We start from the raw sequence: 24482 nt of genomic DNA, 5'->3' as shown, positions 1-24482 counted from the left end.
TACGGTATTCAGTTTACGGTTTTCTGTGGGCGACAGGCGAGTCATTGAACTGCCGTAAATCGAAAACGGAACACCGTAAACCGAAAAGTTAAAAGCGGGCGGCCAACAGCAGGTCCAGTGCTTTAAAGCGCATGTTGAACTTCTGGGCAATGTACAGGTTCGTCAGCGTGCCTTTATGCGCATAAACACCTTTCATAAACCAGCGGTTCGCGTACAGCATCTGTTCGATACCGCCCGTCGTACCAGTTTCGAGCAGGAAGGGTAAAAAGATGTTACTCAGCGCCATACTGGCCGTATACGCCACGCGGGCGGCAATATTGGGTACGCAGTAGTGAATGACGTCGTGGTGGCGGAACGTGGGGGCTTTGTGCGTCGTCATGCGGGAGGTTTCGAAGTTGCCCCCCTGATCGATCGATACGTCGATGATGACAGAATCCGGCTTCATACGGCTGACCATATCGTCGGTTACCACGATTGGACTCAGGCCATCGTCTGCCCGCATCGCCCCGATGACGACATCGGCTCGTTGAATGGCTTCCGTCAGTGTATCAGAATCGATGATGGACGTGTAGACGTGCTGGCCGACGGCGTATTTCAGGCGTTGTAGCTTGTACAGTTGCTTGTCGAACACTTTCACGTCGGAGCCCATGCCGAGGGCCGTCCGCAGGGCGTATTCGGTCACCGTACCCGCGCCCAGCATCACCACCTTGGTGGGTGGAATACCGGTGATACCGCCCAGAATGACGCCCCGGCCGTTGTCGGCGTTGCTCAGGTATTCACCCGCGATCAGCATGACCGTACTACCCGCGATCTCACTCATCGAGCGAATAACGGTCATGTTGCCAGCCTTATCCTCGATGAATTCGTAGCCGATCATCGTCAGGTTCTTGTCGTTGATCCGTTTGAAGTAATCGCGGTTCCGCGCCGGCAGGTTAAGTGCCGAAATGACCGTGCTGCCTGCCTTGATGAACTCGAATTCGGCTTCGACCAGTGGCTCGACTTTCAGAATCAGGGTAGCCTCCTCGTAGACGTCTTTGGCTGAATACGCGATACGGGCACCCGCTTCGCTGTATTCGTTGTCCGTGAACTTGGCTTTCGTGCCCGCGCCCTGCTCGACGATGACTTCGTGGCCGTGCCGAACCAGAATGGCGACCGCTTCGGGGGTCAGCGCGATGCGGCTTTCCTGCAACGACACCTCTTTGGGTAACCCAATAAGCAGGCTATGCTGGCCCTGTTTGACAGCCAGCGGTGATTCTTTCGGGTAGAGGGCCGTTTGTTGGGCCAATTCCTCAAATCCAGTCAAGATGGTGGTTGGTTTTAGCGTCTGAGGCTATACGATAATAGGCAATGGATAGACACGATGGGTGGTTAGTCAGTCACCAGTCTGGCTTCGATCGTTCGCTGATCGTCGGCACCGGCGGTAAGCTGAACCTGAAAATAACGGGCCGGCCAGAGCGACACAACGCGTTCGGGCCATTCGATGAAGCAGTAATTGCCCGAAGCAAGGTATTCTTCAATACCGATGTCGAGCGCTTCGGCTTCGTTGCGGAGCCGGTAGCAGTCGAAATGGTAAACGGGATGCCCTTCGTGGGTGGTGTATTCGTTAACGATCGAATAGGTCGGGCTTTGCACAGGAGTCAGTACGCCCAATGCCCGGCAAAGAGCTTTAATCAGCGTGGTTTTACCCGCGCCCATGTCGCCCTCGAAAAGCCATACCGGCTGCTCGCGCCCTGCGGCCAGTAACCGGTGGGCTACTGAATCGATGTCATCGAGGTGTTTAAGCTCCAGCGTCATAGGCAAACTAAATCAGCCTGCGAAGATACAAAAAAGCCAGTAGTCGACTGAGCATACGGCAAACGTTGTTAAATCTTGATGCTGCGCGCGGTGTTAATACAAAGCCCGGCTACGTCAGACGCATCCGGGCTTCTCATCTATTGGTAGTTAGCGGATTAAGACAGCTTCAGATCGTCGATAACGCGCTGTACTTTGGCTTTCAGTTGTGCGTAGGTGTCGTCAAACGCTTCCTTGCTGGCGAGTGGCTCACGAACGCTGACGTAAAACTTAATCTTCGGCTCCGTACCCGATGGGCGTGCCGACACTTTTGTCCCGTCTTCGGTGAAGAACTGTAGTACGTTCGACGACTCGATTCCCATCTTACCGGCTTCGATTGCGGTCGCGTTACCCGACGCATCCGTCCGGGTGAGCGCCTTGTAATCGTCGATGCGAACGACGGTAGAACCGGCGATTTCTTTGGGCGGGTTGGCGCGGAAGTCAGCCATCATCTGCTGAATTTCTTCGGCACCGCTCTTGCCTTTTTTGGTCAGCGACACCAGGCTTTCGTAGTAAAAGCCGTTTTCCTGGTACATCGCCATCAGCATGTCGAACAGGCTTTGGCCGTTGTTCTTGGCGTAGGCGGTCAGTTCGGCAATCATGGCGCAGGAAGCGATGGCGTCTTTGTCGCGCACGAAATCGCCGATCAGGTAACCATAGCTTTCTTCACCACCTGCGATGAACTGCTCTTTCCCTTCCAGCTCGCGAATGACTTCGGCAATGTATTTAAAGCCGGTCAGCGTGTTGTAGCAGGTCACGTTATAGCGCTGACACATCGCGTCGATCAGGTCGGTCGTTACGATGGTCTTGGCGATGAATTCTTTCCCGGTCAGCTTCCCGGCATCTTTCCAGGCGTTGAGCAGGTAATAAATAATCAGACTGGCCATCTGATTACCGTTCAGCAGCTCAAACTCGCCGTGGTGATTGCGGGCACCAGCGCCTACGCGGTCGGCGTCGGGGTCGGTAGCCATTACGAGGTCGGCGTTCAGTTCGTTGGCCAGATCGAGCGCCAGTTGCATGGCGGCCCGCTCTTCCGGGTTCGGCGATTTAACCGTCGGGAAGTTGCCATCGGGGGTTGCCTGCTGTTCTACGATGTGAACGTTGGTGAAGCCCAGCGCGTCGAGGGCGCGGGGAACCAGCGTAATACCCGTGCCATGGATAGGCGTGTAAACGATGTTCAGATCGGCCTGCTTCTTGATTACGTCCGGGTTTACCGCGTTCGACTTGATCCGTTCGATATACGGTGCGTCGATTTCTTCATCGATCTGATGAATTCGCTCGGGAACACCCTCGAATTTGATGCTGTCGATCGACGTAATTTTGTTTACCTCCGCGATGATGTTCTTGTCGTGCGGGGCAACCACCTGCCCACCATCACCCCAGTACACCTTGTAGCCATTGTACTCCGGCGGATTGTGCGACGCCGTTACGACGATCCCACTCTGACAACCCAGTTGCCGAATGGCAAACGATAGTTCGGGCGTGGGGCGCAGGCTGCTGAACAGGTATACTTTGATACCGTTGGCCGAGAAAATATCCGCAACGAGCCGGGCGAATTCGGGACTCATCCGGCGGCTGTCGTGCGCAATGGCGACGCTGATATCGTCCTGACCGGGAAACGTTGCATTGATGTAGTTACAAAGGCCCTGCGTGGCAGCCCCCACCGTGTAGCGGTTCATCCGGTTCGAACCAACCCCCAGTACCCCACGCAGACCACCCGTGCCGAATTCCAGATCGCGGTAGAACGAGTCTGTCAGCTCGGTCGTATTTCCCGCGTCGATAAGTTGTTTGATCGCCGATTTGGTATCAGCATCGTAGTTGCCGTCGAGCCATTTGTCGACGCGCTCCTGGGTAGATGGGTCTAGTGTTGTGGTCATGAATGAAACAGACTGAAAAAGGATTGTTAAGTTGAAATGAGGTAGGCTGGTAGCGTATGATCAAGGGCGCGAATAAGTCAAAAATCCGCCCGCTGTAAGGTCTTCATCTAATTCTTCCCAGTGTATGCCGTAGCCTCCCGCTACTAAGTCGAATCGATTGCGTTGGGCCGGCGTTGCCTTCTGTAGACGGGGAAACCAGGCTAGTGGACTACCTATAATTCGGCCATCGTTCAGTTCGACATAGATGTGTTCAGCATCGAACCAAACTCGTTGTGTAGTGAACTGGTCTGTAGATCGAGGGTTTGGATAGTACATGGTTAACGAGCCAAAATTACACTTCTCTATCTGTCAACCAAGCCCGTTAGTTGGAATGAGAGTGTATGGGCAGAATTACAGAATTTTGGCGATACAGACCGTGGATATTGCAACCTGATAGAATCATGAAAATCCTGTAATCCTGTCAAAACCCTACACGTACCGTTCGGTGATGTGCGCGGTCTGTTCGGTTGTTTCGAGTAGCAATGGATGCCGGGGGTCCGCCAGGCCTGCTTCCAGCTCGGCAATGGTATCGCGGAACAGCAGATAAACCGGTACCGCGATCGACTCCGTCTGATTTCTCTGGTAAACCAGCTGCGGGCGAACCGTGCCGGAGGCCGCCAGTTCGTTGTACTGCTGTTTAGCCGCCAGCCACTGATCGTCGGTTGCGCCGAAGACCACCGATTGCTCGGGCAGGGGCGTCCGCTTGCGATCGACCAGCCGCTCATCCAGCCTAAACAGTAGCTGCTTCAGGTGCGCCGTGTCTTTTCCGGTGCGAATTCGCTCCCGCAGCGACTGCCGGATCAGGTACGTCAGCGCATTGGTTAGGTTCAGGCCGATCTCCGCCATTTGTTTGAAAATCAGCGATGAGGGCGACATGCCCGGAATCGTGTTCGGGTCGTGCAGCAGCACATCGCCCGCTGGCGTTAGGAAACCGTCGATGCGGGCGTATACGTTGATGCCCAGCCGCGTAAAAACTTCCGATACGGCCAGTTGAATCTTGCGGTTGTTTTCCAGACTTGTTTCGACGGGAATCCGCTTCTTCGTCGTGCTGAGTTTATACTTCGACTCGAAGTCGAAACTCGTTACGTTATAAATCTCGGTGGGGGGGAGGGCAATCGCCGTTTGATCGTCGTCCTGAATGACGCCACACGAAAATTCCTGTCCGCTGATAAACTCCTCGAACAGTACTTCGTCTTCCGCATTGACCGACGACAGCGTAATCCGGGGCGAACCGTCAGCCAGCAACTGATCGAGCGTCTGAACAAATTCCGCCGGGTGGTTGATCCGCTGCCCCGTTTGCTCGACGACAACGGGAAAACTGATACCGGCATCGAGACTGGTCATCTGCTGTGCTAGAGCCTCTTTTTCTGTGGCCGACAGCGATTGCCATTCGCCCAGTTTCGACCAGCCATCGGGCTGAACGGTCGTTGTGAAGAAGCATTGTTCGACGGCCCGACAAAACTGTGCCAGATCGTTTTCGCGCACAATGGCTACCCCGATGCTCGACCCCTGATGAGGTGCTTTCACAACGATAGGCAGGCCCAGATGCGCCGTGAGGGACTGGAAGAACTGTGCTTTGTCGGCCTGTACGTAGGCGTCACGGTTAATCGTCGCGGTCTTTTTCTGCTGACCGTTTGCCAGCGCGATCAGTTCGTTTTGCAGGATCTTGTTGATTCCCACCGCCGACCCAGCCAGCCCCGGTCCCGTATACGGCATTTTGTACCACTCAAGCAGGCCCTGAATCGCACCGTCTTCGCAGTCGGGACCGTGCATGGCCAGAAAGACCATGTCGAAATGATCGCGGAACTGTTCCGGGCGTAGTTCAGGCAGGGCTGCGTCGATGCGGTCGACCGGGCGTGATTCGTCGTAAACGGAAAAGCCGGTTTCGTCCTGCGGCAACACGTCGCGCAGGGCGTTTCCCTGTAAAAAATCAGCGTCTACGAGCCGGAACCGCCCCCGTCCGTCGACGAATACGAGTACGGGCTCGAACAAGCCTTTATCCAGATTTGCCAGTGCCGTGCGACCACCTGCATACGAAACTTCCCGCTCACGCGCCGGACCACCGAAGAAAATGCCAATTTTCACAGAATTGAAAGCCTTTGGTACTGACGCAAAGAAACAAAAAAGCCGTCTGAGTTTAGCAGACGGCTTTTTATTAGGGTCTTATTATGGTAGCTCCTGCGGGTAACGGTGCTTCCAACACAGCGAGTAGTTGCGGTATCACTGCCCGCAAAACTGGATATGCATTCGTGTGTGTATCCAACACGATGATTGGTGTGGGGTACCGGGAAAGATTTTGCTGAAAGCGCAAATTCTTATCGCAGGTGATCAACGCGTCGAAATTGAAGTCGACCAGGAACTGGAGAATTGTTTGATCCTCGTTGCCGTGCTGCTGTAGTTCCCTTACGGTGCAAACGTAATGACCAGGTACGTCTTGCTTAAGTTTTCTGGGAACATTCTCATCAAGCAGCAGCCTCATATATGGCGTTTAGATTCGACGCAGTTAATAAACGTTCCGCAATTTTCAACGTAGTAAGAACTTGTTCTTTTGAAACGCTGGGAAAGTCATCCAGAAAGTCATCGACTGAAATACCTAATTCCAGGTGATCGAACAGGGATTGTACTGGCACGCGTGTCCCTTTAAAAACAGGCACTCCACTCATGACGGCGGGGGTGCTGCTAATCACGTCTGGAATGGCTAACATAGCTTAAAATGCCGGGGTGATATTGACCGCTTCTACTTTCGAAATCTCAGGAACTGCTCTTAGTATCGCTTCTTCAAGCCCGCCCTTGAATGTCATCGCCGACATTGGGCACGAGCCGCACGAACCCATCAGTTCGAGCCGTACGGTCCGGTCTTCAGTCACTTCCAGTACTTTCACGTTCCCTCCGTCTGCCGCCAGGTAAGGCCGCATGCTGTCGAGGGCGCGATCTATCTTTGTAATCAGTTCGTCGTTGTTGACCACCGTCTCCATTTTGTCCTGTGATTTACCGTAAATTTACAGAGCGACGGCTTCTTACGCAACCACCACTCGCTTTGTCTGTTCAACTGCGCTGTTGCGAATCGCAACCTGCTGCGCCAGCGCCTGTGCCGCCGACTGAAACGCTTCGCCGACGATCGGATCGCTGACGTTGAAAGCCGGCCGACCGTCGTCACCTGCTTCCCGAATGCTCTGCACCAGCGGAATCTGCCCCAGCATCGGTACGTCAAACTGATTGGCCAGTTGCTGTCCTCCACCTTTTCCGAAGATGAAATACTGATGGTCGGGTAGTTCCGCCGGGGTAAAGTAGGACATGTTCTCGACTACGCCCAGTACCGGTACGTTGATCTGCGGCTGCCGGAACATAGCCAGCCCTTTCACGGCGTCGGCCAAGGCTACTTTCTGGGGTGTCGTGACAATGATGGCACCCGTCACCGGTACGGTTTGCACCAGCGTAAGGTGAATATCGCCCGTACCCGGCGGCAAGTCGATCAGCAGGTAATCGAGTTCACCCCAATCCGCGTCGGAGAAAAACTGCTGCAACGCCCGTCCGGCCATCGTACCCCGCCAGATGATCGCCTGCGTCGGGTCGACAAGAAAGCCCATCGACATAATTTTGATGCCGAACTGCTGTACCGGCTCCATCCGGTTTTGCCCGTCGACCTGAAAAATACGTGGTCGAATATCTTCGGCTCCGAACATAGTTGGCATTGACGGACCGTAAATATCGGCGTCGATAATGCCCACTTTCGCGCCGGATTTGTGCAAGGCAACCGCCAGGTTAGCCGTAACCGTCGACTTGCCAACGCCACCCTTACCGGAAGCCACAGCAATGATGTTCTTGACACCGGGTAGGGTTGGCGCGTTGTTACGCGTCGACGTTACGTCGGAAGTCATGTCGACCTGAACCGTAATCTGGGGGCTAATGTGGGTGTGAATCGCGTCTTCGCACCGTTTCCGGATAACTTCCTGCAACGGACAGGCAGGGGTTGTCAGTACAACGGTGAACCGAACTGAGTCGATACCCAGCGTAATGTCGCGTACCATGTTCAGCGACACAAGATCGCGCTTCAGGTCGGGCTCTTCAACGGTACTCAACGCCTGCAAGACGGCGTCTTTATGTAATCGATAATCAGACATAGTCAGTCAAGAAAGAGGCAGTTGAGAATCAGGCGTTCTGCCTGTCGAGTTCGTCGGTACAGCCTGCCGGTATACGTGCCAAACGGCTGCGTACATCGAGCAGTTCCACCGATGTATCGACGCGATCGGCCAGTTTTTCCAGCCGGGTTACCAGTCGGGTCAGAAACTGACGGTCAGCAAGGGTATTGCCGCCATGTAACGGACGGTGAGCCAGCGCCTGCCGCACGCTTTGCCAGTCCGTAACGAAGGCGCGAAGTTCGGCATCAAAGGCGCTCTCCGCAAACTTTCCGAAGATATAGTCATGCGCCTGCGCATTCGGGTGAACCAGATCTGCTTCGTAGAACCGATAGTCGCGCAGATCGTCGATCATCAGTTCGTAAGCGGGGAAGTAGTGAATGCCATCCCGCCATATGGTCAGCTCGTGCGCCAGTAGTCGCAGCATCGACTTACTTACCTGGTTGACGGGTAACGTATCGCGCGTGTGTCGTACCGGACTTACGGTTAGTACGATATGCAGTGCAGGGTTTGCCCGGCGTATCGTCCGAACAAGTGCCATCAGTTCATCTCGCAAATGATCGACCTGATACAGATACTTATCGAATAGTGACCCCGGCATTTTGTGGCAGTTAGCGACAACTTCGCCCGATTGCCGATGTCGGTATACAACGGCTGACCCCAGCGTAAGGAAGAGATAGTTGGCTTGTCGAATGGCTTCGCCTGTCTGTGACAATGTATGAAGCAGCCGCGATTTCAGCTCGTTGCGGCTGTATGCCCAAAGCGACGAGTGAAAATCGTAATGAAACCAGATGCCGTCACGCTCCAGATACCCGTTCTCATCGGGTTCGCTGCCACACAGCGCCATCGTAATGAGTTTGTTGATGGAAATGGGGTTGAATACCGTGCCGAACGGATTGATAAGCACCGGTAGTTTTGAATCGGCTAATCGGCCTCCCATGACATCGGCGAAGCATGAGCCAATCGTAACGATGCGGCTGGTTAAACTGATCCGCCGTGGAAAGGCGTCAGGTGTTAATTCGGTACGAAACTGCATACTAAATCAACAAAAAAGCGGCTCGGTTAGGTCCGATACAGTAAAACTTTGTTGCCTATAAATGGCTGATAATTAAGTGGAAAGAAGGGTAGCTAGTGTCTGCATATTCGCCGTTTCGTCAAACAGAGACAGGGTTGAAACAGCGAAGCCATTTACCTGTTGTGCTGTCAGTATGTCCTGTCCGGTATATGTGTTGATAAGCGCATACTCGTTCGTTGCTGCATCCAGCGTGTACTGTTCGACAAGTTGCTTGCTGGGGTTAACGATCCAGTATTCAGCGATGCCGTTTGCGGCATAGTCCGTAAACTTGATGCCCCGGTCTATACGGGCCGTACCTTTCGACAATACTTCAACGATCAGATCCGGCGCAGGAAATTTCATCTGATCGGCGGTGAACTGGGCGGCTTTCTCCTGCTTCCAGAAACAAACGTCCGGTTCATAATCATTTCGTTTTAAGGTAACAAGCGCCTTCTCCGACGCAACCCGGCCGAGTTTGTTCTTGATGACAAATGAACTTAACAGGCGGTAAATATTGCCCACAGCCGTCCAGTGCCGCTCTTTTACCGGTGAGTGCATGACAACTTGGCCGTTGATGAACTCAGCCTTAACGTCCTCCTTAAGCCAGGCATAAAATTCCTGCCGCTTACGGGCTTCTTCGCGTAACGCCCGCTGCGCCTGCTCGATGAGCTGGGGCAGGTTTGGCGCTTTCATAAGTTGTTCAAGTGCAATTGTAGCCATCTGGTGTGTCGTATACCCAAAGATATAAAAAAATCGGCCGGTCTATCCGAGGGAAGACCGGCCGATTGGCTACGTCATTAGCTGGGACTATTCAGCCGCAACAACGTCGATTTTAACTTTGTGCTTCACATCCTTGTGCAGGTCAAGCGAAGCTTCGTAGGTGCCCAGGTTCTTGATGTCGTCGATCGTGATTTTCTTCCGATCGATGTCGAAACCTTTTTCGCGCAGGGCGTCAGCTACCTGCGTGTTGGTCACACGGCCGAAGATTTTGCCGCTGTCACCTGCTTTCGCGGGGATGGTCAGCGTCAGGTCGCCGATGTTGTCAGCGGTTGCCTGCGCATCGTTTTTGATCTTCTCCGCTTTGTGAGCCGCCTGACGGATGTTTTCTGCAACGATCTTTTTGTTCGAATCAGTTGCCATCATGGCGTATCCCTGCGGGATAAGGTAATTACGGCCATAACCAGGCTTCACCGTTACGGTGTCGTTCTTATAGCCCAGGCCGGCGATATCGGTTTTGAGAATGATGTCCATTTTAAGAAAGGTTTTCGGTTTTCAGTTTTCGGTTTTCAGTTTCGGTCCGCCGGAACAGAATGTCAGCAAGCCGTAAACGGTAAACCATATACCGAAAACACTATTTCAGTGAATCGCCTACGTAGGGGAGGATGGCCAGGTGACGGGCACGCTTAACGGCCTGCGCCACTTTGCGCTGGTTTTTCAGGCTGGTACCGGTCAGACGGCGGGGCAGAATTTTGCCCTGCTCGTTGAGCAGTTTCAGCAGGAAGTTACCATCCTTGTAATCGATATATTTGATACCGGCTTTCTTAAAGCGGTCGTATTTTTTGCGGGTCTCGGTTTTTGAGACAGATTCGTTTTGCAGACTCATGATTACTTAGCCTCGTTTTCGGTTTGTTTTTTCTTGCCCACCAGTCCGTTGCGCTTACGATCGTTGTAGTCAACGGCATGCTTGTCGAGCGAAATCGTCAGGTGACGGATAACGCGTTCGTCGCGGAGATACTCGGTGTTGAGTTTCTCGATGATCGTGCCGGGAGCCTTAAACTCGAAGAGTTGGTAGTAACCCGTGTTTTTGTGCTGAATCGGATAGGCCAGCTTACGCAGACCCATGTTCTCTTCGTGAACCAGTTCCGCGCCATTTTCGGTCAGCACACTACGGAACTTATCAACGGCGTCCTTCATCTGAAGATCAGATAAAACGGGAGTTAAAATGAACACCGTTTCGTAATTATTGGGAAACATTGTGTAATTGGTTTGAAATGAGGGCGCAAAGGTACGAAAAAGTTATAGAGTTGTAAAGTCCTGTAGTTATAAAGTTGGCTGTCGCAAGCAACATCGGTGCTAGCCAACTCTATAACCCAAAAACTTTACAACTCTACGACTGTAAAACTCTACAACTTCGTAACGCCAGCCTATCGTACCGTAAATTCGCCCTCGCCGATGCGGAAGCCTTCGCAGTAGATCTCAACAACGTGCTTGCCTACGTTGAAGCGTTGGGCACCCCGATCATATAGGAAGGTAACGTCTTGTCGGTTGTTAGTGAACGTAAACGGCTGCTTGGCGGTGTAAATCATACCCTGTCCATTGTAAGTAAACTCGCCGGACCCCGTAGCCATATCGGAAATGACGGCACCGCTCGGGTCCAGGATGCGCATGTACAGTTCTTTCTCGTTCTGCTGGGCCAATCCGTTCGGGGCCAGTTTTACGGCTACTTTGATTTTTTCGATACGCTTGGCCTTATAGCTGCCGCCGTCTTTCTCTTTGCCGCGCCGGTTGATAGCGTCGATCGTAATGGATTCGGCCCGGAGGGCAGCCGCTATCGTTACCTTCTCGTTGAGTTCCCGATTGCGGGCTGAGTAGGAAGACACCGAATCGTTCAGACTTTGCCGCTCGGTACGCAACGTGTTGTTTTCCGTGCTAAGTGAATCGTTCTTAGCTACCAGAATACCGTTCTCTTCTTTAAGCCGGGCAATCTCCTGGTCTTTCTGGGCTAGCAGCGACTGGTAGTTTTTGATCTTCTGATCGTATTTCTTGCTGCTGAAGCTGGTCAGGTTGCGCAGTTCGCGCTTGTCGATTTCGAGTTGTGCCTTAACCTTCATGAGCGAGTCAACACTGCCACCCAGCCGCTGAATCTCGGCGATCTTGGCGTCCAGCTCATTGGAAATCGAATCAAGCCGGGTTTTTACCGTTAGCACTTCTTCCGTTTTTGCGGCAATCGTGGCGTCTTTGTTCTTGTTGAGCTGATGTTCCTGGTAATAGAAGTAAAGCAGCAGCACGTTTAGCGCAGCGAGTACGAGTAGCGCCACCAACAGGTAACTACGGCTGTTATTCGTCTGATTACGAGGTCTTGATTCCATGACAGGGGCGTTAGAATTAGTAGTAAAGATGTCGACACCAACAACGTCGCAGGCGTGATTCATTATTGCCGTATGGCTGATAATGTGCCTTAGCGGGCCAAAAACTACAGGATTCTGCGTAGTTCTCAAACCTATCTTTGCACAATATTAACGAATGGCTACGGCCGTATCCACTGAAAAACGACCATGATTGCAGAGCGTATTCAGGTAATTGAGCAGAAAATAAAGGGCCGCGCCCGACTGATTGCCGTCACGAAAACGAAGCCCGTAGCGATGTTACAGGAGGCTTATGAGGCTGGTGCGCGGCTATTTGGCGAGAATAAAGTGCAGGAGATGGCGGAGAAACAACCGCAACTGCCCGGCGACATTGACTGGCATCTGATCGGACACCTGCAAAGTAATAAGGTGAAATACATCGCGCCCTTTGTCAGCCTGATTCATTCGATTGATAGCCTCAAACTGCTACAGGAAGTAAACAAGCAGGCGCTGAAAAACGGCCGCGTTATCGACTGTCTGTTGCAGATTCACGTCGCTGATGAAGAAACCAAATTCGGCATGCTGGCTGAAGAAGCAGAAGCGCTGCTCCGGTCGGAGACGCTCAACGACTTACAAAACGTTCGTATCGTTGGCCTGATGGGTCTGGCGACAAATACCGACGATGAGGAGCAGATTCGTCGGGAGTTCCGTGGGTTAAAGCAACTGTTCGACAAGCTAGCCACCATACAAACAGCGCAGGTTCAGTTTAGCGAGTTATCGATGGGCATGAGTGGCGATTACGAAATCGCGGTTGAAGAGGGTAGTACCCTGGTCCGGGTAGGGAGCGCCATTTTTGGGGCGCGGTAGTCGGAACTGTGATTTTTGTGATTTTTGTGATTTCACTGATTTCAAAAAATCACACTTCATCAGCGTAATCAAATAAATCATAGTTCAAGACTAAATCACAGTTCAAGACAAATCACGATGAAATTTTTTATTCAGGCAGGGGCTATTTTAGGGTTAGTAGGTGTAGGGTTGGGTGCGTTCGGCGCACACGCGCTGCGGACTATGCTGGAATCGACGGGGCGGGCAGCTACGTTCGAGACGGCGGTCAAGTATCAGTTTTACCACGCCCTGGCATTGGTGCTGGTAGGCGTATTGATGCAACTGGTGGGGAACAATCCGGCCGCTGTCCGGCTGTTGGGCTGGGCAGGCTACTCATTTCTGGGGGGCGTTCTGATTTTCTCGGGTTCGCTTTACGTGCTGTGCTTTACCGGTATCACGTGGCTCGGCGCGATAACGCCACTTGGCGGAGTCGCTATGATTGCGGGCTGGGCGTTGCTATTCTGGGCGTTTTCGTAAAAAAAACAAGACGGACGCGTTACGTCAGATGCTGTCTTTCGTCCGAAAGGCCCAAAACCCAAGCAAAGCATGTACAGTCAAACCGACACCTACCAAATCATACTCTGTGTTGTAACATTAGGCGTAACGCTCACGGCCGGATTTCTAATGGGAATTCTGACGAGCGAGCAGTGGACCCGAAAAACGCGCCCGCAGAAAGTACGATCGCGCTTCTTGTAATACAGCCAATACGCTCATTATTCAACTGTTACATCAGGCCTGGCCGCATCCCCGCAGTCAGGCCTGACTTGTTTTACCGGTGTACATGCAGCAGGCAACTATCCTTACTTTTTCGTATCTTTGCTGCCTGATTCTGAGAATAATGCAAACGAATATACAGGCTGAAACCGCTCGTCGGCGGACGTTCGCCATCATCAGCCACCCTGACGCCGGTAAGACCACACTCACCGAAAAACTGCTGCTCTTCGGGGGCGCCATCCAGACGGCCGGGGCCGTGAAGTCAAACAAGATCAAGAAAACCGCCACGTCCGATTTCATGGAAATCGAGAAGCAGCGCGGTATCTCGGTCGCTACGTCGGTAATGACGTTCGAGTACAGCGATCTGAAAATAAACATTCTCGATACACCGGGCCACAAAGATTTCGCGGAAGATACGTATCGGACACTGACGGCTGTCGATAGTGTCATTCTGGTTATCGACTGCGTGAAAGGCGTTGAGGAACAGACCGAACGCCTGATGGAAGTATGCCGGATGCGTGATACGCCGGTTATTATTTTTATCAATAAGCTGGACCGCGAAGGGCAAAATCCCTTCGATCTGCTTGACGAACTGGAAGAGAAACTAAACATCCGTGTGCGGCCGATGACCTGGCCCGTCAATATGGGGTCTGACTTCAAAGGCGTCTACAGCCTGATCGAGAAAAAATTATATTTCTTCAAAGTCAACAAAACCAAAGTAGAAGACGATGTCCTGCCCATCGAACTGACTGATAGCCTACTGGATCAGAAAGTGGGTGCGCGTGATGCGGCTCAGCTCCGGGAAGACGTCGAACTGATCGAAGGGGTTTACGATGCGTTCGACCGGCAGGCTTATCTCGATGGTAAACTGGCCCCTGTGTTCTTTGGGTCGGCGGTCAATAATTTCGGCGTGAAGGAATTGCTGGAAGGTTTCTGCTCGATCTCGCCCGAGCCGATTGCCCGCCCGACCGACAAGCGGGAAGTGCTGCCGGAAGAAAAAAACTTCAGCGGTTTTGTCTTTAAAATTCACGCAAACCTCGACCCACGTCACCGCGACCGGATCGCCTTTTTGCGCATCTGCTCGGGCGTATTCGAGCGGGGTAAATTTTACCACCATACCCGGCTCGACAAGAACGTGCGCTTTGCCTCGCCGTTCAGCTTTATGGCCGACAGCAAAAGCGTCGTTGAAGAAGGATTTCCCGGCGATGTCGTGGGTTTGTATGATACCGGCACGTTCAAAATTGGCGATACGCTGACGGAAGGGGAGGAGTTACAGTTTCAGGGAATTCCGAGCTTTTCGCCGGAGATTTTTAAAGAGCTGATTAACCTCGACCCCATGAAGTCGAAGCAACTCGATAAAGGAATTCAGCAGCTGACTGACGAGGGTGTAGCGCAGCTGTTCACGCTGGAAATCGGTAATCGGAAAATCGTCGGTACGGTGGGCGAACTCCAATTTGAAGTCATTCAATACCGGCTCGAAAATGAGTACGGTGCCAAGTGCCGCTGGGTGGGTCTGAACTACACGAAAGCCTGCTGGATTACGTCGGATAATCCTGCCAAGCTGGCCGAATTCATTCGCCTGAAAGGCACTCAGATTGCGTACGACAAAGATAATCGACCGGTGTTCCTGGCTGAATCGGACTGGATGCTGCGCATGAATCAGCAGAATAACCCGGACGTACAGTTTCACCTGACGTCGGAGTTCGACGTGGCGGTCTAACCAGCGCCGGATATTCCCCGCTAATTTTCAAACCACTGGCAACGAGTGGCGTTATCATAGCAACGAACCTAAATCGCTCGCTATGAAAACGCCACTCTTTTCGTTTGCACTCTCGCTGCTGATCGGCTCAGCCGTGTTAGCCCAACAACCCACAAAGAAAAATAAATCGACCAGTAAAGCCGGTGGAACGATGTCGCAGATGGACGCTAAACGATCGAGCCAATCGGAATCAAACGCGCACGATGGACTGCCCGCCGGTACTGGCACGACAATGGAACAGACACAGGCTGCCAAAATGCCAACCCAGCCAACGACTACCGACGCACGCAGCAGCACGATGACTGGCCCCACTTCAGTGAAGGCGCGGATGAAAAATGTAAAGGGGGGCAACTAACGGAGTTTAATAAGCCTTTAACAACTTTTTAGCGATCATGTAGTTGTGGTTAATAATTACAAAATCAAACCACGTACACTCATGAAAAAAGTAATGCTTGCTCTTGTCGCTGTTGTCGCTATGTCCAGCGTTTCGCTTGCCCAGGACGATGCGAAAAAGGCGCACAAAGAAATGAAGAAAGAAGCTAAAGAAATGAAAAAGGAAGCTAAACGCGCTGGTGATGATACCAAAGCTGAAGCAGCCAAGGATATGAAAAAAATGCACAAAGAGATGAAGAAAGATGCCAAGAAAATGGACAAGTAATTTTTCTTCTCTGTAGCAAAAAGGCTTGCCAACAATGGCAAGCCTTTTTGCTTTTTATACGCACGTGCCTACAAACTTGTCAGTGCTGCGTCGTTGAATCGGTAGATATTCAAATTTGGTTCCAGATCCGCCAGCGATACTTTAGTATCGGTTAGTTGGCCGTTTGACAGGTCGTATACCCAGCCGTGAACTTTTATGTCCTGGCTTTCGAACAGCCGCTTTTGTACGAACGACAGTTTCATCACGTTCAGGCACTGTTCACGCACGTTTAATTCAACAAGTCGACGGTGCCGTTCTTCCGAATCCTCGATAGCGTCAAGCTCGTCGCGGTGGATACGGTACACGTCCTGAATATTGCGAAGCCAGGTATTCATGTACCCGTAATCATCGTGTGAAACCGATGCTTTCACACCACCACAACCGTAGTGACCACACACGATAACGTGCTTTACACGCAGGCTCTCGACAGCGTATTGAAGTACGGCCAGCGAACTGATGTCATTGTTTGGTACCAGGTTGGCGATATTCCGGTGAATGAATACGTCGCCGGGTTTGATACCCATAAAAGCGTCTGGCGACACCCGGCTGTCTGAGCAACCGATATACAGGAAGTCAGGTGCCTGGTTTTTGGCCATTTCAGAGAAGTAAGTCGGGTCGATGTCCAACTGCTTCTGTACCCATTCCTTGTTGTGACTAAACACTTTGTCGTATAAGCTCATAAAGTTTCCTTTGTTTTAACGCAAAATTAATGAGTTCCTTTGTCTAGACGGTTCATATGCTCCAGTCAACACCGAATTCGTTCGTTAATGGTCCTGCCTGTCAATGCTCGGGCAGTGCTGTAACGTCACGGGTGCTGACCAGGGCGGATGTCGCCGACGTATCTGCGGCTACCCTGTTTGGCAGGCAAACGCGAAACGTAGTTCCCTGACCGAGTGTCGACTCCACATCAATCGTTCCCTGGTGAATGTTGATAATTCGTTTTGTCAGTGCCAGCCCGATACCGTGTCCGCTGACGGTCATGGTTGAATCGGACCGATAAAAGGGTTCGAAAATATTGGGTAAATCCTGCGGTGGAATACCATACCCCTGATCGCTGACGGTAATCTGAACCTGTTGGGGCTGGAACGCAAGGCGCACCGTAACGGCATGGCTGGGCGAATATTTACAACCGTTCTCCATCAGATTCAGAAAAGCAGTCTGCAACAGCGATTCGTCGCCCATCACAACCAGGTCGTCTTCCTGATTTGGCAGGTCATCGAAATCGATATCGATCTGATAGTCCGATTTTTTGTGAATAAGCTGGCTTTGCGCCTGCCACAGCAACTCGTCCAGTCGAACCGGGTATTTAGGAAGCAGATTCGGAAAACCAGTGTTTGCCCGCGCCAGTTCAAGCAAACCATTGACCAGCCGGATCATGTTTTTTACTTCGTCAAGCAGCGCATCGAACGCGGTCTCATAGTCGGTGGTCGAGCGCGTCTGAAGTCGGGTAACCTCGATCTGCCCCATCATCACCGTCAGTGGGGTACGCAGTTCGTGCGATGCGTGTGAGACAAAGCTCTTCTGCGAGACGAATGCTTTTTCCAGTCGATCGAGCAGTTCATTGAACGTACCCGCCAGATCTGCCAGTTCGTCGCGCTGCCGCCCGACATGAAGTCGTTTGTGAATGTTCGTTGCCGAGATCGTATTGGCCTGATCAATCAGTTCGGCGACGGGGCGCAGTGCGTCGGAAGCAAACAGGTAACCGGCAATGGCGACGATGAACAGGCAGAGTAACCAGCCGAAGAGCAGTATAGTCCGCAGACGCTCCAGCTTGGAAAACCCGTACCGATCATAAGCCGAAGCCACCGACACCAACACCCGTTTACTCGCGCTGACATACCGGACGCCAATCGTCTCGCGGTCACCCTGCCGAATGTAAGGCGTCTGCCCCGCCGACACGTGCCGAAGAAAGGAAGGCGTTACCGGATACCGTCCCGACACTTTACCCAGGCTGAACAGTACCCGACCCTGTTGATCGTAGATGGTGATCTGTTCGTCGGCCAGGACGGGTAAGTCCCCCGCCGGTATATCGCCCACGTCGTCGCGCAGCCTGACCGTTGTTATCGCCCGTTCCACGAGTCGCTTCTGAAACTCCTGTTCCCGAAACTGATTATATAGGTAATAGACAGACACTGAGAACAGCATCAGAATCGAGCCAACGAGCAAGCCAAATAAGAGCGTCAGTCGAATGCGAATGGTCATGAGCCGAGCCGTAACATACCCCAGAGCGAACAGCCCTGATGCTATTCGTCTTTAAGCATGTACCCCATGCCAATTACGGTATGAATAAGCTTCTGCGGAAAGTCTTTGTCGATTTTCTTTCGCAGGAAGTTTACGTAAACGTCGATGACGTTGGTACCGGTATCGAAGTGGATATCCCAGACTTTCTCGGCAATGTCGATGCGCGACACCACGCGGCCCCGGTTACGCATGAGGTACTCCAGCAAACCGAATTCTTTGGCGGTAAGCTCAATGCGACGGTTGTCGCGCCGGGCCACTTTCTCGTTCAGGTCCAGTTCGAGGTCGGCTACTTTCAGTACGTTGGCCTGAATTCCGTTCTCGGTGCTCCGTTTCGTCAGCGCCCGCAGTCGAGCCATTAGCTCGCGAAACTCGAAGGGTTTTACCAGATAGTCGTCGGCACCCGATTCAAAGCCAGTCAGTTTATCGTCGACTGAACCCATTGCTGTCAGCATCAATACCGGCGTCTGATTTTTCTCCTGCCGGATTGCCTGCACTACGTCGAAGCCGTTTAGTTTGGGCAGATTCACGTCCAGTACAATCACATCGTAGGAATTGCTGAGCGCCATGTTACGGCCCATCTGACCGTCGTAGGCAACATCAACCTGACAGGATTGTTCCTCCAAACCTTTCTTAACAAATGACGCCAGCTTTGGCTCGTCTTCTACAACCAGTATTTTCATAATTCGCTACAAACAAAAAGTGGGGGGATATTACTAAGAACGCGCCAGTGCGCACTAGGTTTCAGGACTTTTTTAACTTTATTTTAAAAAGTAATCATCCATTCATATCATCCAGCTAACTGTATGTGACCCATTACAGACAAAAAAGCCGCTCCGAAATTCGGGGCGGCTTTCCGCTTCTATCCACACCATTTCGAGAAAACAAGCCAGATCGGCTCGTAATCCCGATTGTTCAACCTTCCCTTTGTAAAGGATTAATTGATAAACTAGACAACGCAAACTTAAGTTCAATGTGTAACAAAAGTTTATAGGAGCTGTTACGCCACCATGTCTGTTCAAGCAATCCATACTATAACGCTCCGGAACCTAAAGAACGTGTGTAGCACCGACTTATAATTCCAGAAATTTATGCCGGTAGAAAACGTAAAATATCAGCGGGAAAATAAAAAGCGTGAGCAGCGTTGCCGTAACCAGCCCACCAATGACAACGATAGCCAGGGGCCGGGCAGTCTCTGAACCGATACCGTGCGACATGGCTGCCGGAATCAGGCCAATACCGGCCATCATGGCGGTCATCACCACCGGTCGAATGCGCGAAACAACACCCTGTCGGATCGATTCACTGAGGGATAGCCGGTTGTGCAGGTTCTTTTTAAAGACCGAAATAAGGATGACGCCGTTTTGAATACAGATACCGAACAGAGCAATAAAACCAATACCGGCCGAGATGCTGAAGTTGACACCGGTCAGTAGTAAGGCTGCAATGCCACCAATGATCGCGAATGGTACGTTGACCAGTACCAGCCCGGCATCTTTCACGTTCCCAAACAGGACGAACAGAATAAAAAAGATAGCCAGCAAACTGATCGGGACCACCTGTTCGAGTCGTAGTGTAGCCCGCTGCTGATTCTCGAAGTCGCCTGCCCATTTGATCGTATAGCCGGGGGGAAGTTTTACGTTGTCCCGGACGTTTTGCTGGGCTTCGGCCACCGCTCCGCCCATATCACGCCCCCGAACGGAAAACTTCACCGCGCCGTAGCGTTGCCCGCCTTCCCGGAAAATCAGCACTGGGCCCGTCTGCGTATAGACCGTCGCGATCTCTTTGATCGGAATCATCGAGTTGTTTTGGGTGGGCACCATCAGGCGGCTGATCTGCTGCTCATTCGACCGGAAGGGTTGATCATAGCGGATGCGGAGATCGAACTTGCGCTCGCCCTCGTAAATCTGCGTCGCTGCTTTACCGCCGATCGCCATCTCGATTACGGCTTCGGCATCTGCTTTATCGACGCCATACCGGGCCAGCTTGCGTTCATCGAGTTCGATACGCATTTCGGGTTGGCCCGTCGTGCGGATCACACCCAGGTCAGCAATGCCCTGCACGCGGGCCAGCTGCTTCTGAACGTCGTAAGCTTTGCTTTCCAGAATCGATTGGTCGGGCCCATAAATTTTTACGGCAATCGAACCTTTTACGCCGGACACAGCCTCTTCCACGTTGTCCATAATGGGTTGCGAGAAGCCAAAATTAACGCCCGGAAATATGCGCAGCTTTTGCTGCATCTTCTCCACGAGTTCTTCTTTGGTGAGCTTACTTTTCCATTCGTCCTGCGGATAAATATCAACCAGGAATTCGATGTTGTAAAAGCCCGTTGGATCGGTGCCGTCGTTGGGGCGGCCGGTTTGTGAGATGACGCCCCGTACTTCGGGAAACTCCTGAAAAATGTGCCGCATCTGAATCGTTTCCTGCACCGATTCCGGCAAGGAAATACTCATCGGCATGGTGGCCCGTACGTATATGGAGCCTTCGTTCAGTTCGGGAAGAAATTCCGTACCCAGCAGCGGAAAGCCCGCTAGTCCGATCAGGACAATAACCGCCGTCGTAATCAGGCTGATACGTCGGTGCGAAAAGGTAAAGGCGAAAATGCGGGTCGCGTATTTCGTGATGAACGCAACGAAAGGATTGTGCTTTTCGCGGACATTTTTCTGGAGCAGAATACTGGCCAGGACGGGGACAAGCGTAAGCGTAAACAGCAGGGCTCCCAGCAGTGCAAAACCCAGTGTCCAGGCCAGCGGAGAGAATAGCTTACCTTCGACTTTCTGAAACGAGAAAATCGGAACCAGGCACGTGATGATGATGAGCTTGGAGAAGAAAATCGCTTTCCCCATCTCGGTACCCGTACGGCGTAGCAGCCCCATCTTGGCCAGCCGGTTGAATCGTGCCATACCGACCCGATGCGCCAATTCATCCATGGTGACGAAAATACCTTCGACCATCACAACGGCCCCGTCGACGATAATCCCAAAGTCGATGGCACCCATGCTGAGTAGGTTGGCCGACATGCCTTTCAGCCGCAGGCAGATAAACGCAAACAGCAGTGCCAGTGGAATGACAATCGACACCGTGAGCGTGGTGCGCCAGTCGGCCATGAACAGAAAGACGATGACCGTTACGAAGACGATACCTTCGATCAGGTTATGCGTGACCGTGTGCGTCGAAAAGTTGATCAGCGTCTCACGGTTATAGAACGTGTCGATCTGTACGTCGCCGGGCAGAATCTGCTCGTTCAGGTCGTTGATTTTTGTCTTGACGCGCTGAATGACTTCACCGGGATTCTCCCCCTTTCGCATGATTACGATGCACTCAACGACATCGTCAACCGGGCCACGTCCGGCCTGCCCCAGTCTCGGTAGAGCCGATTCCGATACGTGCGCGACGTTACCGACCATAATGGGTGTGCCATTGATGGTCTTGATGGTGATACTCTCGATATCGCGCTGATTTCGCAACAGGCCGATACCCCGCACGACGTATGACTGCGCGTTTTTATTGATGACATCGCCCCCGACGTTGACGTTTGACGAGGAAACCGCTTTGTACAGTTCGAGTGGCGTAATATCGTAATCGATCAGCCGGCGCGGGTCGAGCGATATTTCGTAGGTTTTCACTTCTCCGCCGAAACTAACGACTTCGGCGACCCCCGGAACGCCCTTCAATTGTCGTTCGATAACCCAGTCCTGTATCGTCTTCAGTTCGCGTGGACTACGGGTGGGCGAACGTAGCGTATACCGGAAAATCTCGCCCGTCGGTCCGTACGGAGGCTGTACGTCGGGGCGTATCCCTTCCGGCAACTCAATGCTGTTCAGGAGGTTGTTTACCTGTTGCCGGGCAAAGGTGTCGTCGACGCCATCATCGAAGATAATCTTGACGACCGACAGGCCGAACAGCGACGTCGAGCGAATGTCCGTTCGGCGCTGAACCGGATTCAGGCCGATTTCGATGGGTATCGTCACAAATTTCTCAACCTCTTCAGCCGACCGACCCGGCCATTGCGTGATGAGGGTGATTTGTGTGTTGGTGACGTCCGGGAAAGCCTCAATCGGCGTGTCGCGGTAACTGATAACCCCCGCTACCACGGCCAGAAACGTCAGGAAGAAAATGAAAAATTTATTCTTGAGCGAAAAGGACAGAATGCCTTTGATAAACTTGTTCATGCACGGTGGGTGAGAAGCAACTAGTTGCCCAGCGCGTTGTAGATCAACAGCTGATTGCGACTGACGACCCGGTCGCCGGGTGATAAGCCAGCCGTCAGGTACGTTTTATCACCGATGGTTCGGTATAAACTCACCTCCCGCACAATGGGATTGTTCTGCCGGTCAACGGCAACGACGTAGTTCCGATTCTTGTCGAAGACCACCGCGCGGGCTGGTATCGTGACACGCTCATCCTTACCCGCGTAGGTAACATTGACGTTGGCGAACATTTCGGGCTTCAGCCGATAATCTGCGTTGTCGAGCGTGACCCGGACTTTCATCGTCTTGCTGGCCGCATCGAGCACGTTGAATATCTTGTCGATGTGCCCTTTGAAGGCTTTGTCGGGGTAGGAGATGGTCGTAATCAGTGCCCGATCACCCTCGTGGACATGAGATAGGTCTGATTCGTAAACATTAGCCAGTACCCAGACCCGATCGAGATTGGAAATGGTGAAGAGATTTTCGGGATCATCGGACCGAAGTTCCATTCCGGCCGACGCCGATTTCTCGACGATAAAGCCGCTCATGGGGGCCTTGACGACGTAGGAAGAACCGCTACCGCCCAGAATTCGACGCCGTTCGGCCACGCGGTTTACTTCGCCCTTGGCTGCCTGTAACTGCTCACGACTGGCAACCATATCCCGATCAGAGCTGAACCCAGCTTTATTCATCCCCTCCGTCACCTGCATGTTCTTCTGAGCAACGGCCAGTTCACCTCGGGCCGTCACGGTAGCCTGCTCCAGGTCGGCCAGGTCACCAGACCGGATCACCGCCAGCACTTGTCCTTTTCGAACGTAATCACCCAGGTCCACTTTAAGCGCTTCAATGTGACCACCGACAAGCGGGAAAACCTTGACGACCTGATCCTGATTGAACGTTACTTTACCCGTAAGGCTGAGTTCATTGTTCGTCCGCTCCAATCGGGCAGTGTCAAGCGTTGCTGCTTTAAGCAGATTGATGTGATTGGTAGACCGTTTGGCAACGTGTTCTGGCTTTTCTGATGAGCCACAACTTCCCAGAAAAGTAGTAAGTAGTGAAAGGCAGAGCAGTTTGCCAACGGTATAGCCGACGGCTTTGTTGCGGGACCAGGTGGGATTGCAGACTGAAAGAGCAAAACTAGATGGCATCGAAGAATTAGTTGATCGTGGTGAAATAGACCACTTACAAATGTGACATCCCGTTGTTAAATATTACTTAAACAAGAATTAAAAGAATGTTAAAGCTCAATAAAGCAGCAGAGCCCGTTGACAGTCGTCAACGGGCTCTGCTGCTTTATTGAATCAGCTTGTTACTAGCTGGCTTTGAACGAGTTTCTTGCGTCGTCTACGCCTTCTTTCGCGCTGTCGGCAAGGTCATCTACCTTTGAATTGAACGTCGACTTTCCGCGCTCGAACTCTGACTTCGCTTCGTTCTTTGCAGTATCGAACTGCGACTTGGTTTGATCGACGTATTGGTTAACCTGCGTCTTCGCCTGATCAGCGTACTGGTTGACCTGGCTCTTCACCTGCTCATAACCTTCTTTCGCCTGAGCCACGCCCTTTTCCCATTGGTCTTTCAGGCCTTCGCTACGTTTGTTTGCCTCATCGACCAGCTTTTCGCGCGTCTCTTTGCCGCTACGTGGTGCCGTCAATAAGCCGATGACGACGCCCGTTATGATGCCTGTGAAGAAATCTCTTGTGCTTCTCATGATTGCTATTGTTTATCCGTTTTGCGGTTGTACTAGAATTTGGCTTTGCGTTTTACTTCGTCAGCGATGTCTTTCGACTTCGAACTCGCCTGATCGACGAAATCATCGTACTGACTTCTGATGCTGTCCAGACCAGACTGAAGCTGATCCTGCAGGTCGCTGAACAGTGAATCGGTTTCTGACGAAATCCGCTTGCGCGTTTTCTTTCCGCTCTCAGGAGCCAACAAAACACCGACAATAGCACCTACTGCCAAACCAACCAAAATTCCGGGTAACGCTCTCATTTCTCT

General features: G+C 52.3%; 27 protein-coding genes. 5 read left to right on the top strand and 22 right to left on the bottom strand.

All coding sequences use genetic code 11. The features are described from left to right. Positions 1–88: 88 nt before the first annotated feature. The 15 genes from CLV58_RS20110 to CLV58_RS20040 all read right to left on the bottom strand — a co-directional run bounded on the left by CLV58_RS20110 (position 89) and on the right by CLV58_RS20040 (position 12025). Positions 89–1303 (bottom strand): alanine dehydrogenase, encoded by a 1215-nt coding sequence (locus CLV58_RS20110; RefSeq protein WP_106139627.1) that lies wholly within the window; start codon positions 1301–1303, stop codon positions 89–91. Positions 1304–1368: 65 nt separating this feature from the next. Beyond that, on the bottom strand, positions 1369–1794 hold the full coding sequence (gene tsaE, locus CLV58_RS20105) for a tRNA (adenosine(37)-N6)-threonylcarbamoyltransferase complex ATPase subunit type 1 TsaE (protein ID WP_106139626.1): 426 nt from the start codon (positions 1792–1794) through the stop codon (positions 1369–1371). 155 nt (positions 1795–1949) lie between these two features. Beyond that, positions 1950–3707: a phospho-sugar mutase gene (locus CLV58_RS20100; RefSeq protein WP_106139625.1), complete on the bottom strand. Its 1758-nt coding sequence runs from the start codon at positions 3705–3707 to the stop codon at positions 1950–1952. A gap of 60 nt (positions 3708–3767) precedes the next feature. Continuing rightward, positions 3768–4022 (bottom strand): DUF2442 domain-containing protein, encoded by a 255-nt coding sequence (locus tag CLV58_RS20095; protein ID WP_106139624.1) that lies wholly within the window; start codon positions 4020–4022, stop codon positions 3768–3770. 153 nt (positions 4023–4175) lie between these two features. Continuing rightward, positions 4176–5831 carry a D-alanine--D-alanine ligase family protein gene (locus CLV58_RS20090; protein WP_106139623.1) on the bottom strand — a complete coding sequence of 552 codons (1656 nt, stop codon included), beginning with the start codon at positions 5829–5831 and terminating at the stop codon, positions 4176–4178. A gap of 70 nt (positions 5832–5901) precedes the next feature. Then, positions 5902–6225, bottom strand: coding sequence for a DUF5615 family PIN-like protein (locus tag CLV58_RS29210; RefSeq protein WP_106139622.1), 324 nt, complete (start codon positions 6223–6225; stop codon positions 5902–5904). After that, positions 6209–6451, bottom strand: a complete 243-nt coding sequence (locus tag CLV58_RS20080; protein ID WP_106139621.1) for a DUF433 domain-containing protein — start codon at positions 6449–6451, stop codon at positions 6209–6211. Before CLV58_RS20080 ends, CLV58_RS29210 begins: the two co-directional genes overlap by 17 nt. 3 nt (positions 6452–6454) lie before the next feature. Next, entirely contained in the window at positions 6455–6721 is a 267-nt protein-coding gene (locus tag CLV58_RS20075; RefSeq protein ID WP_106139620.1) for a NifU family protein, read from the bottom strand. Positions 6722–6763: 42 nt separating this feature from the next. Then, positions 6764–7867 (bottom strand): Mrp/NBP35 family ATP-binding protein, encoded by a 1104-nt coding sequence (locus CLV58_RS20070; protein ID WP_106139619.1) that lies wholly within the window; start codon positions 7865–7867, stop codon positions 6764–6766. 28 nt (positions 7868–7895) lie between these two features. Then, complete coding sequence (locus tag CLV58_RS20065; protein ID WP_106139618.1) at positions 7896–8918, bottom strand: GSCFA domain-containing protein; 1023 nt, start codon at positions 8916–8918, stop codon at positions 7896–7898. A 72-nt stretch (positions 8919–8990) separates the two neighbouring features. After that, entirely contained in the window at positions 8991–9629 is a 639-nt protein-coding gene (locus tag CLV58_RS20060) for a Uma2 family endonuclease (protein ID WP_245882393.1), read from the bottom strand. Positions 9630–9743: 114 nt separating this feature from the next. Beyond that, positions 9744–10187, bottom strand: a complete 444-nt coding sequence (gene rplI, locus CLV58_RS20055) for a 50S ribosomal protein L9 (protein ID WP_106139616.1) — start codon at positions 10185–10187, stop codon at positions 9744–9746. A gap of 100 nt (positions 10188–10287) precedes the next feature. Next, the gene (gene rpsR, locus CLV58_RS20050) at positions 10288–10539 is read right to left on the bottom strand and encodes a 30S ribosomal protein S18 (RefSeq protein ID WP_106139615.1); all 252 of its coding nucleotides are present in this window, start codon (positions 10537–10539) and stop codon (positions 10288–10290) included. A 2-nt stretch (positions 10540–10541) separates the two neighbouring features. Beyond that, positions 10542–10910 carry a 30S ribosomal protein S6 gene (gene rpsF / locus CLV58_RS20045; RefSeq protein WP_106139614.1) on the bottom strand — a complete coding sequence of 123 codons (369 nt, stop codon included), beginning with the start codon at positions 10908–10910 and terminating at the stop codon, positions 10542–10544. 170 nt (positions 10911–11080) lie between these two features. Further along, positions 11081–12025, bottom strand: coding sequence for a hypothetical protein (locus CLV58_RS20040; RefSeq protein WP_106139613.1), 945 nt, complete (start codon positions 12023–12025; stop codon positions 11081–11083). A gap of 186 nt (positions 12026–12211) precedes the next feature. Here CLV58_RS20040 and CLV58_RS20035 point away from each other — a divergent pair, with 186 nt between their 5' ends. The 5 genes from CLV58_RS20035 (at position 12212) to CLV58_RS20015 (ending at position 16017) form a co-directional block, all read left to right on the top strand. Then, complete coding sequence (locus CLV58_RS20035) at positions 12212–12868, top strand: YggS family pyridoxal phosphate-dependent enzyme (protein ID WP_106139612.1); 657 nt, start codon at positions 12212–12214, stop codon at positions 12866–12868. Between the two features lie 117 nt (positions 12869–12985). Then, positions 12986–13363 (top strand): DUF423 domain-containing protein, encoded by a 378-nt coding sequence (locus tag CLV58_RS20030; protein ID WP_106139611.1) that lies wholly within the window; start codon positions 12986–12988, stop codon positions 13361–13363. Positions 13364–13724: 361 nt separating this feature from the next. Further along, positions 13725–15320: a peptide chain release factor 3 gene (locus CLV58_RS20025; RefSeq protein ID WP_106139610.1), complete on the top strand. Its 1596-nt coding sequence runs from the start codon at positions 13725–13727 to the stop codon at positions 15318–15320. 82 nt (positions 15321–15402) lie between these two features. Then, a complete protein-coding gene (locus CLV58_RS20020) occupies positions 15403–15714 on the top strand; it encodes a hypothetical protein (RefSeq protein ID WP_106139609.1) in 312 nt (103 codons plus the stop codon). Between the two features lie 81 nt (positions 15715–15795). Beyond that, entirely contained in the window at positions 15796–16017 is a 222-nt protein-coding gene (locus CLV58_RS20015; RefSeq protein WP_106139608.1) for a hypothetical protein, read from the top strand. A gap of 68 nt (positions 16018–16085) precedes the next feature. On the opposite strand, the gene CLV58_RS20010 is transcribed toward CLV58_RS20015, so the two are convergent. The 7 genes from CLV58_RS20010 to CLV58_RS19980 all read right to left on the bottom strand — a co-directional run bounded on the left by CLV58_RS20010 (position 16086) and on the right by CLV58_RS19980 (position 24476). Further along, positions 16086–16736 carry a carbonic anhydrase gene (locus CLV58_RS20010; RefSeq protein ID WP_106139607.1) on the bottom strand — a complete coding sequence of 217 codons (651 nt, stop codon included), beginning with the start codon at positions 16734–16736 and terminating at the stop codon, positions 16086–16088. A 100-nt stretch (positions 16737–16836) separates the two neighbouring features. Then, positions 16837–18258, bottom strand: coding sequence for a sensor histidine kinase (locus CLV58_RS20005; protein WP_106139606.1), 1422 nt, complete (start codon positions 18256–18258; stop codon positions 16837–16839). 41 nt (positions 18259–18299) lie between these two features. Then, entirely contained in the window at positions 18300–18977 is a 678-nt protein-coding gene (locus tag CLV58_RS20000; protein WP_106139605.1) for a response regulator, read from the bottom strand. A 390-nt stretch (positions 18978–19367) separates the two neighbouring features. Further along, a complete protein-coding gene (locus CLV58_RS19995) occupies positions 19368–22466 on the bottom strand; it encodes an efflux RND transporter permease subunit (protein WP_106139604.1) in 3099 nt (1032 codons plus the stop codon). 20 nt (positions 22467–22486) lie between these two features. Beyond that, positions 22487–23632: an efflux RND transporter periplasmic adaptor subunit gene (locus CLV58_RS19990; RefSeq protein ID WP_106139603.1), complete on the bottom strand. Its 1146-nt coding sequence runs from the start codon at positions 23630–23632 to the stop codon at positions 22487–22489. 164 nt (positions 23633–23796) lie between these two features. Beyond that, on the bottom strand, positions 23797–24192 hold the full coding sequence (locus CLV58_RS19985; protein WP_106139602.1) for a YtxH domain-containing protein: 396 nt from the start codon (positions 24190–24192) through the stop codon (positions 23797–23799). 32 nt (positions 24193–24224) lie between these two features. After that, positions 24225–24476 carry a YtxH domain-containing protein gene (locus CLV58_RS19980; protein WP_106139601.1) on the bottom strand — a complete coding sequence of 84 codons (252 nt, stop codon included), beginning with the start codon at positions 24474–24476 and terminating at the stop codon, positions 24225–24227. Positions 24477–24482: the final 6 nt, after the last annotated feature.

The organism is Spirosoma oryzae (genome assembly GCF_003002825.1).
GTDB classification, from domain to species: domain Bacteria; phylum Bacteroidota; class Bacteroidia; order Cytophagales; family Spirosomataceae; genus Spirosoma; species Spirosoma oryzae.
This window is presented reverse-complemented; position numbering and strand designations above follow the sequence as displayed.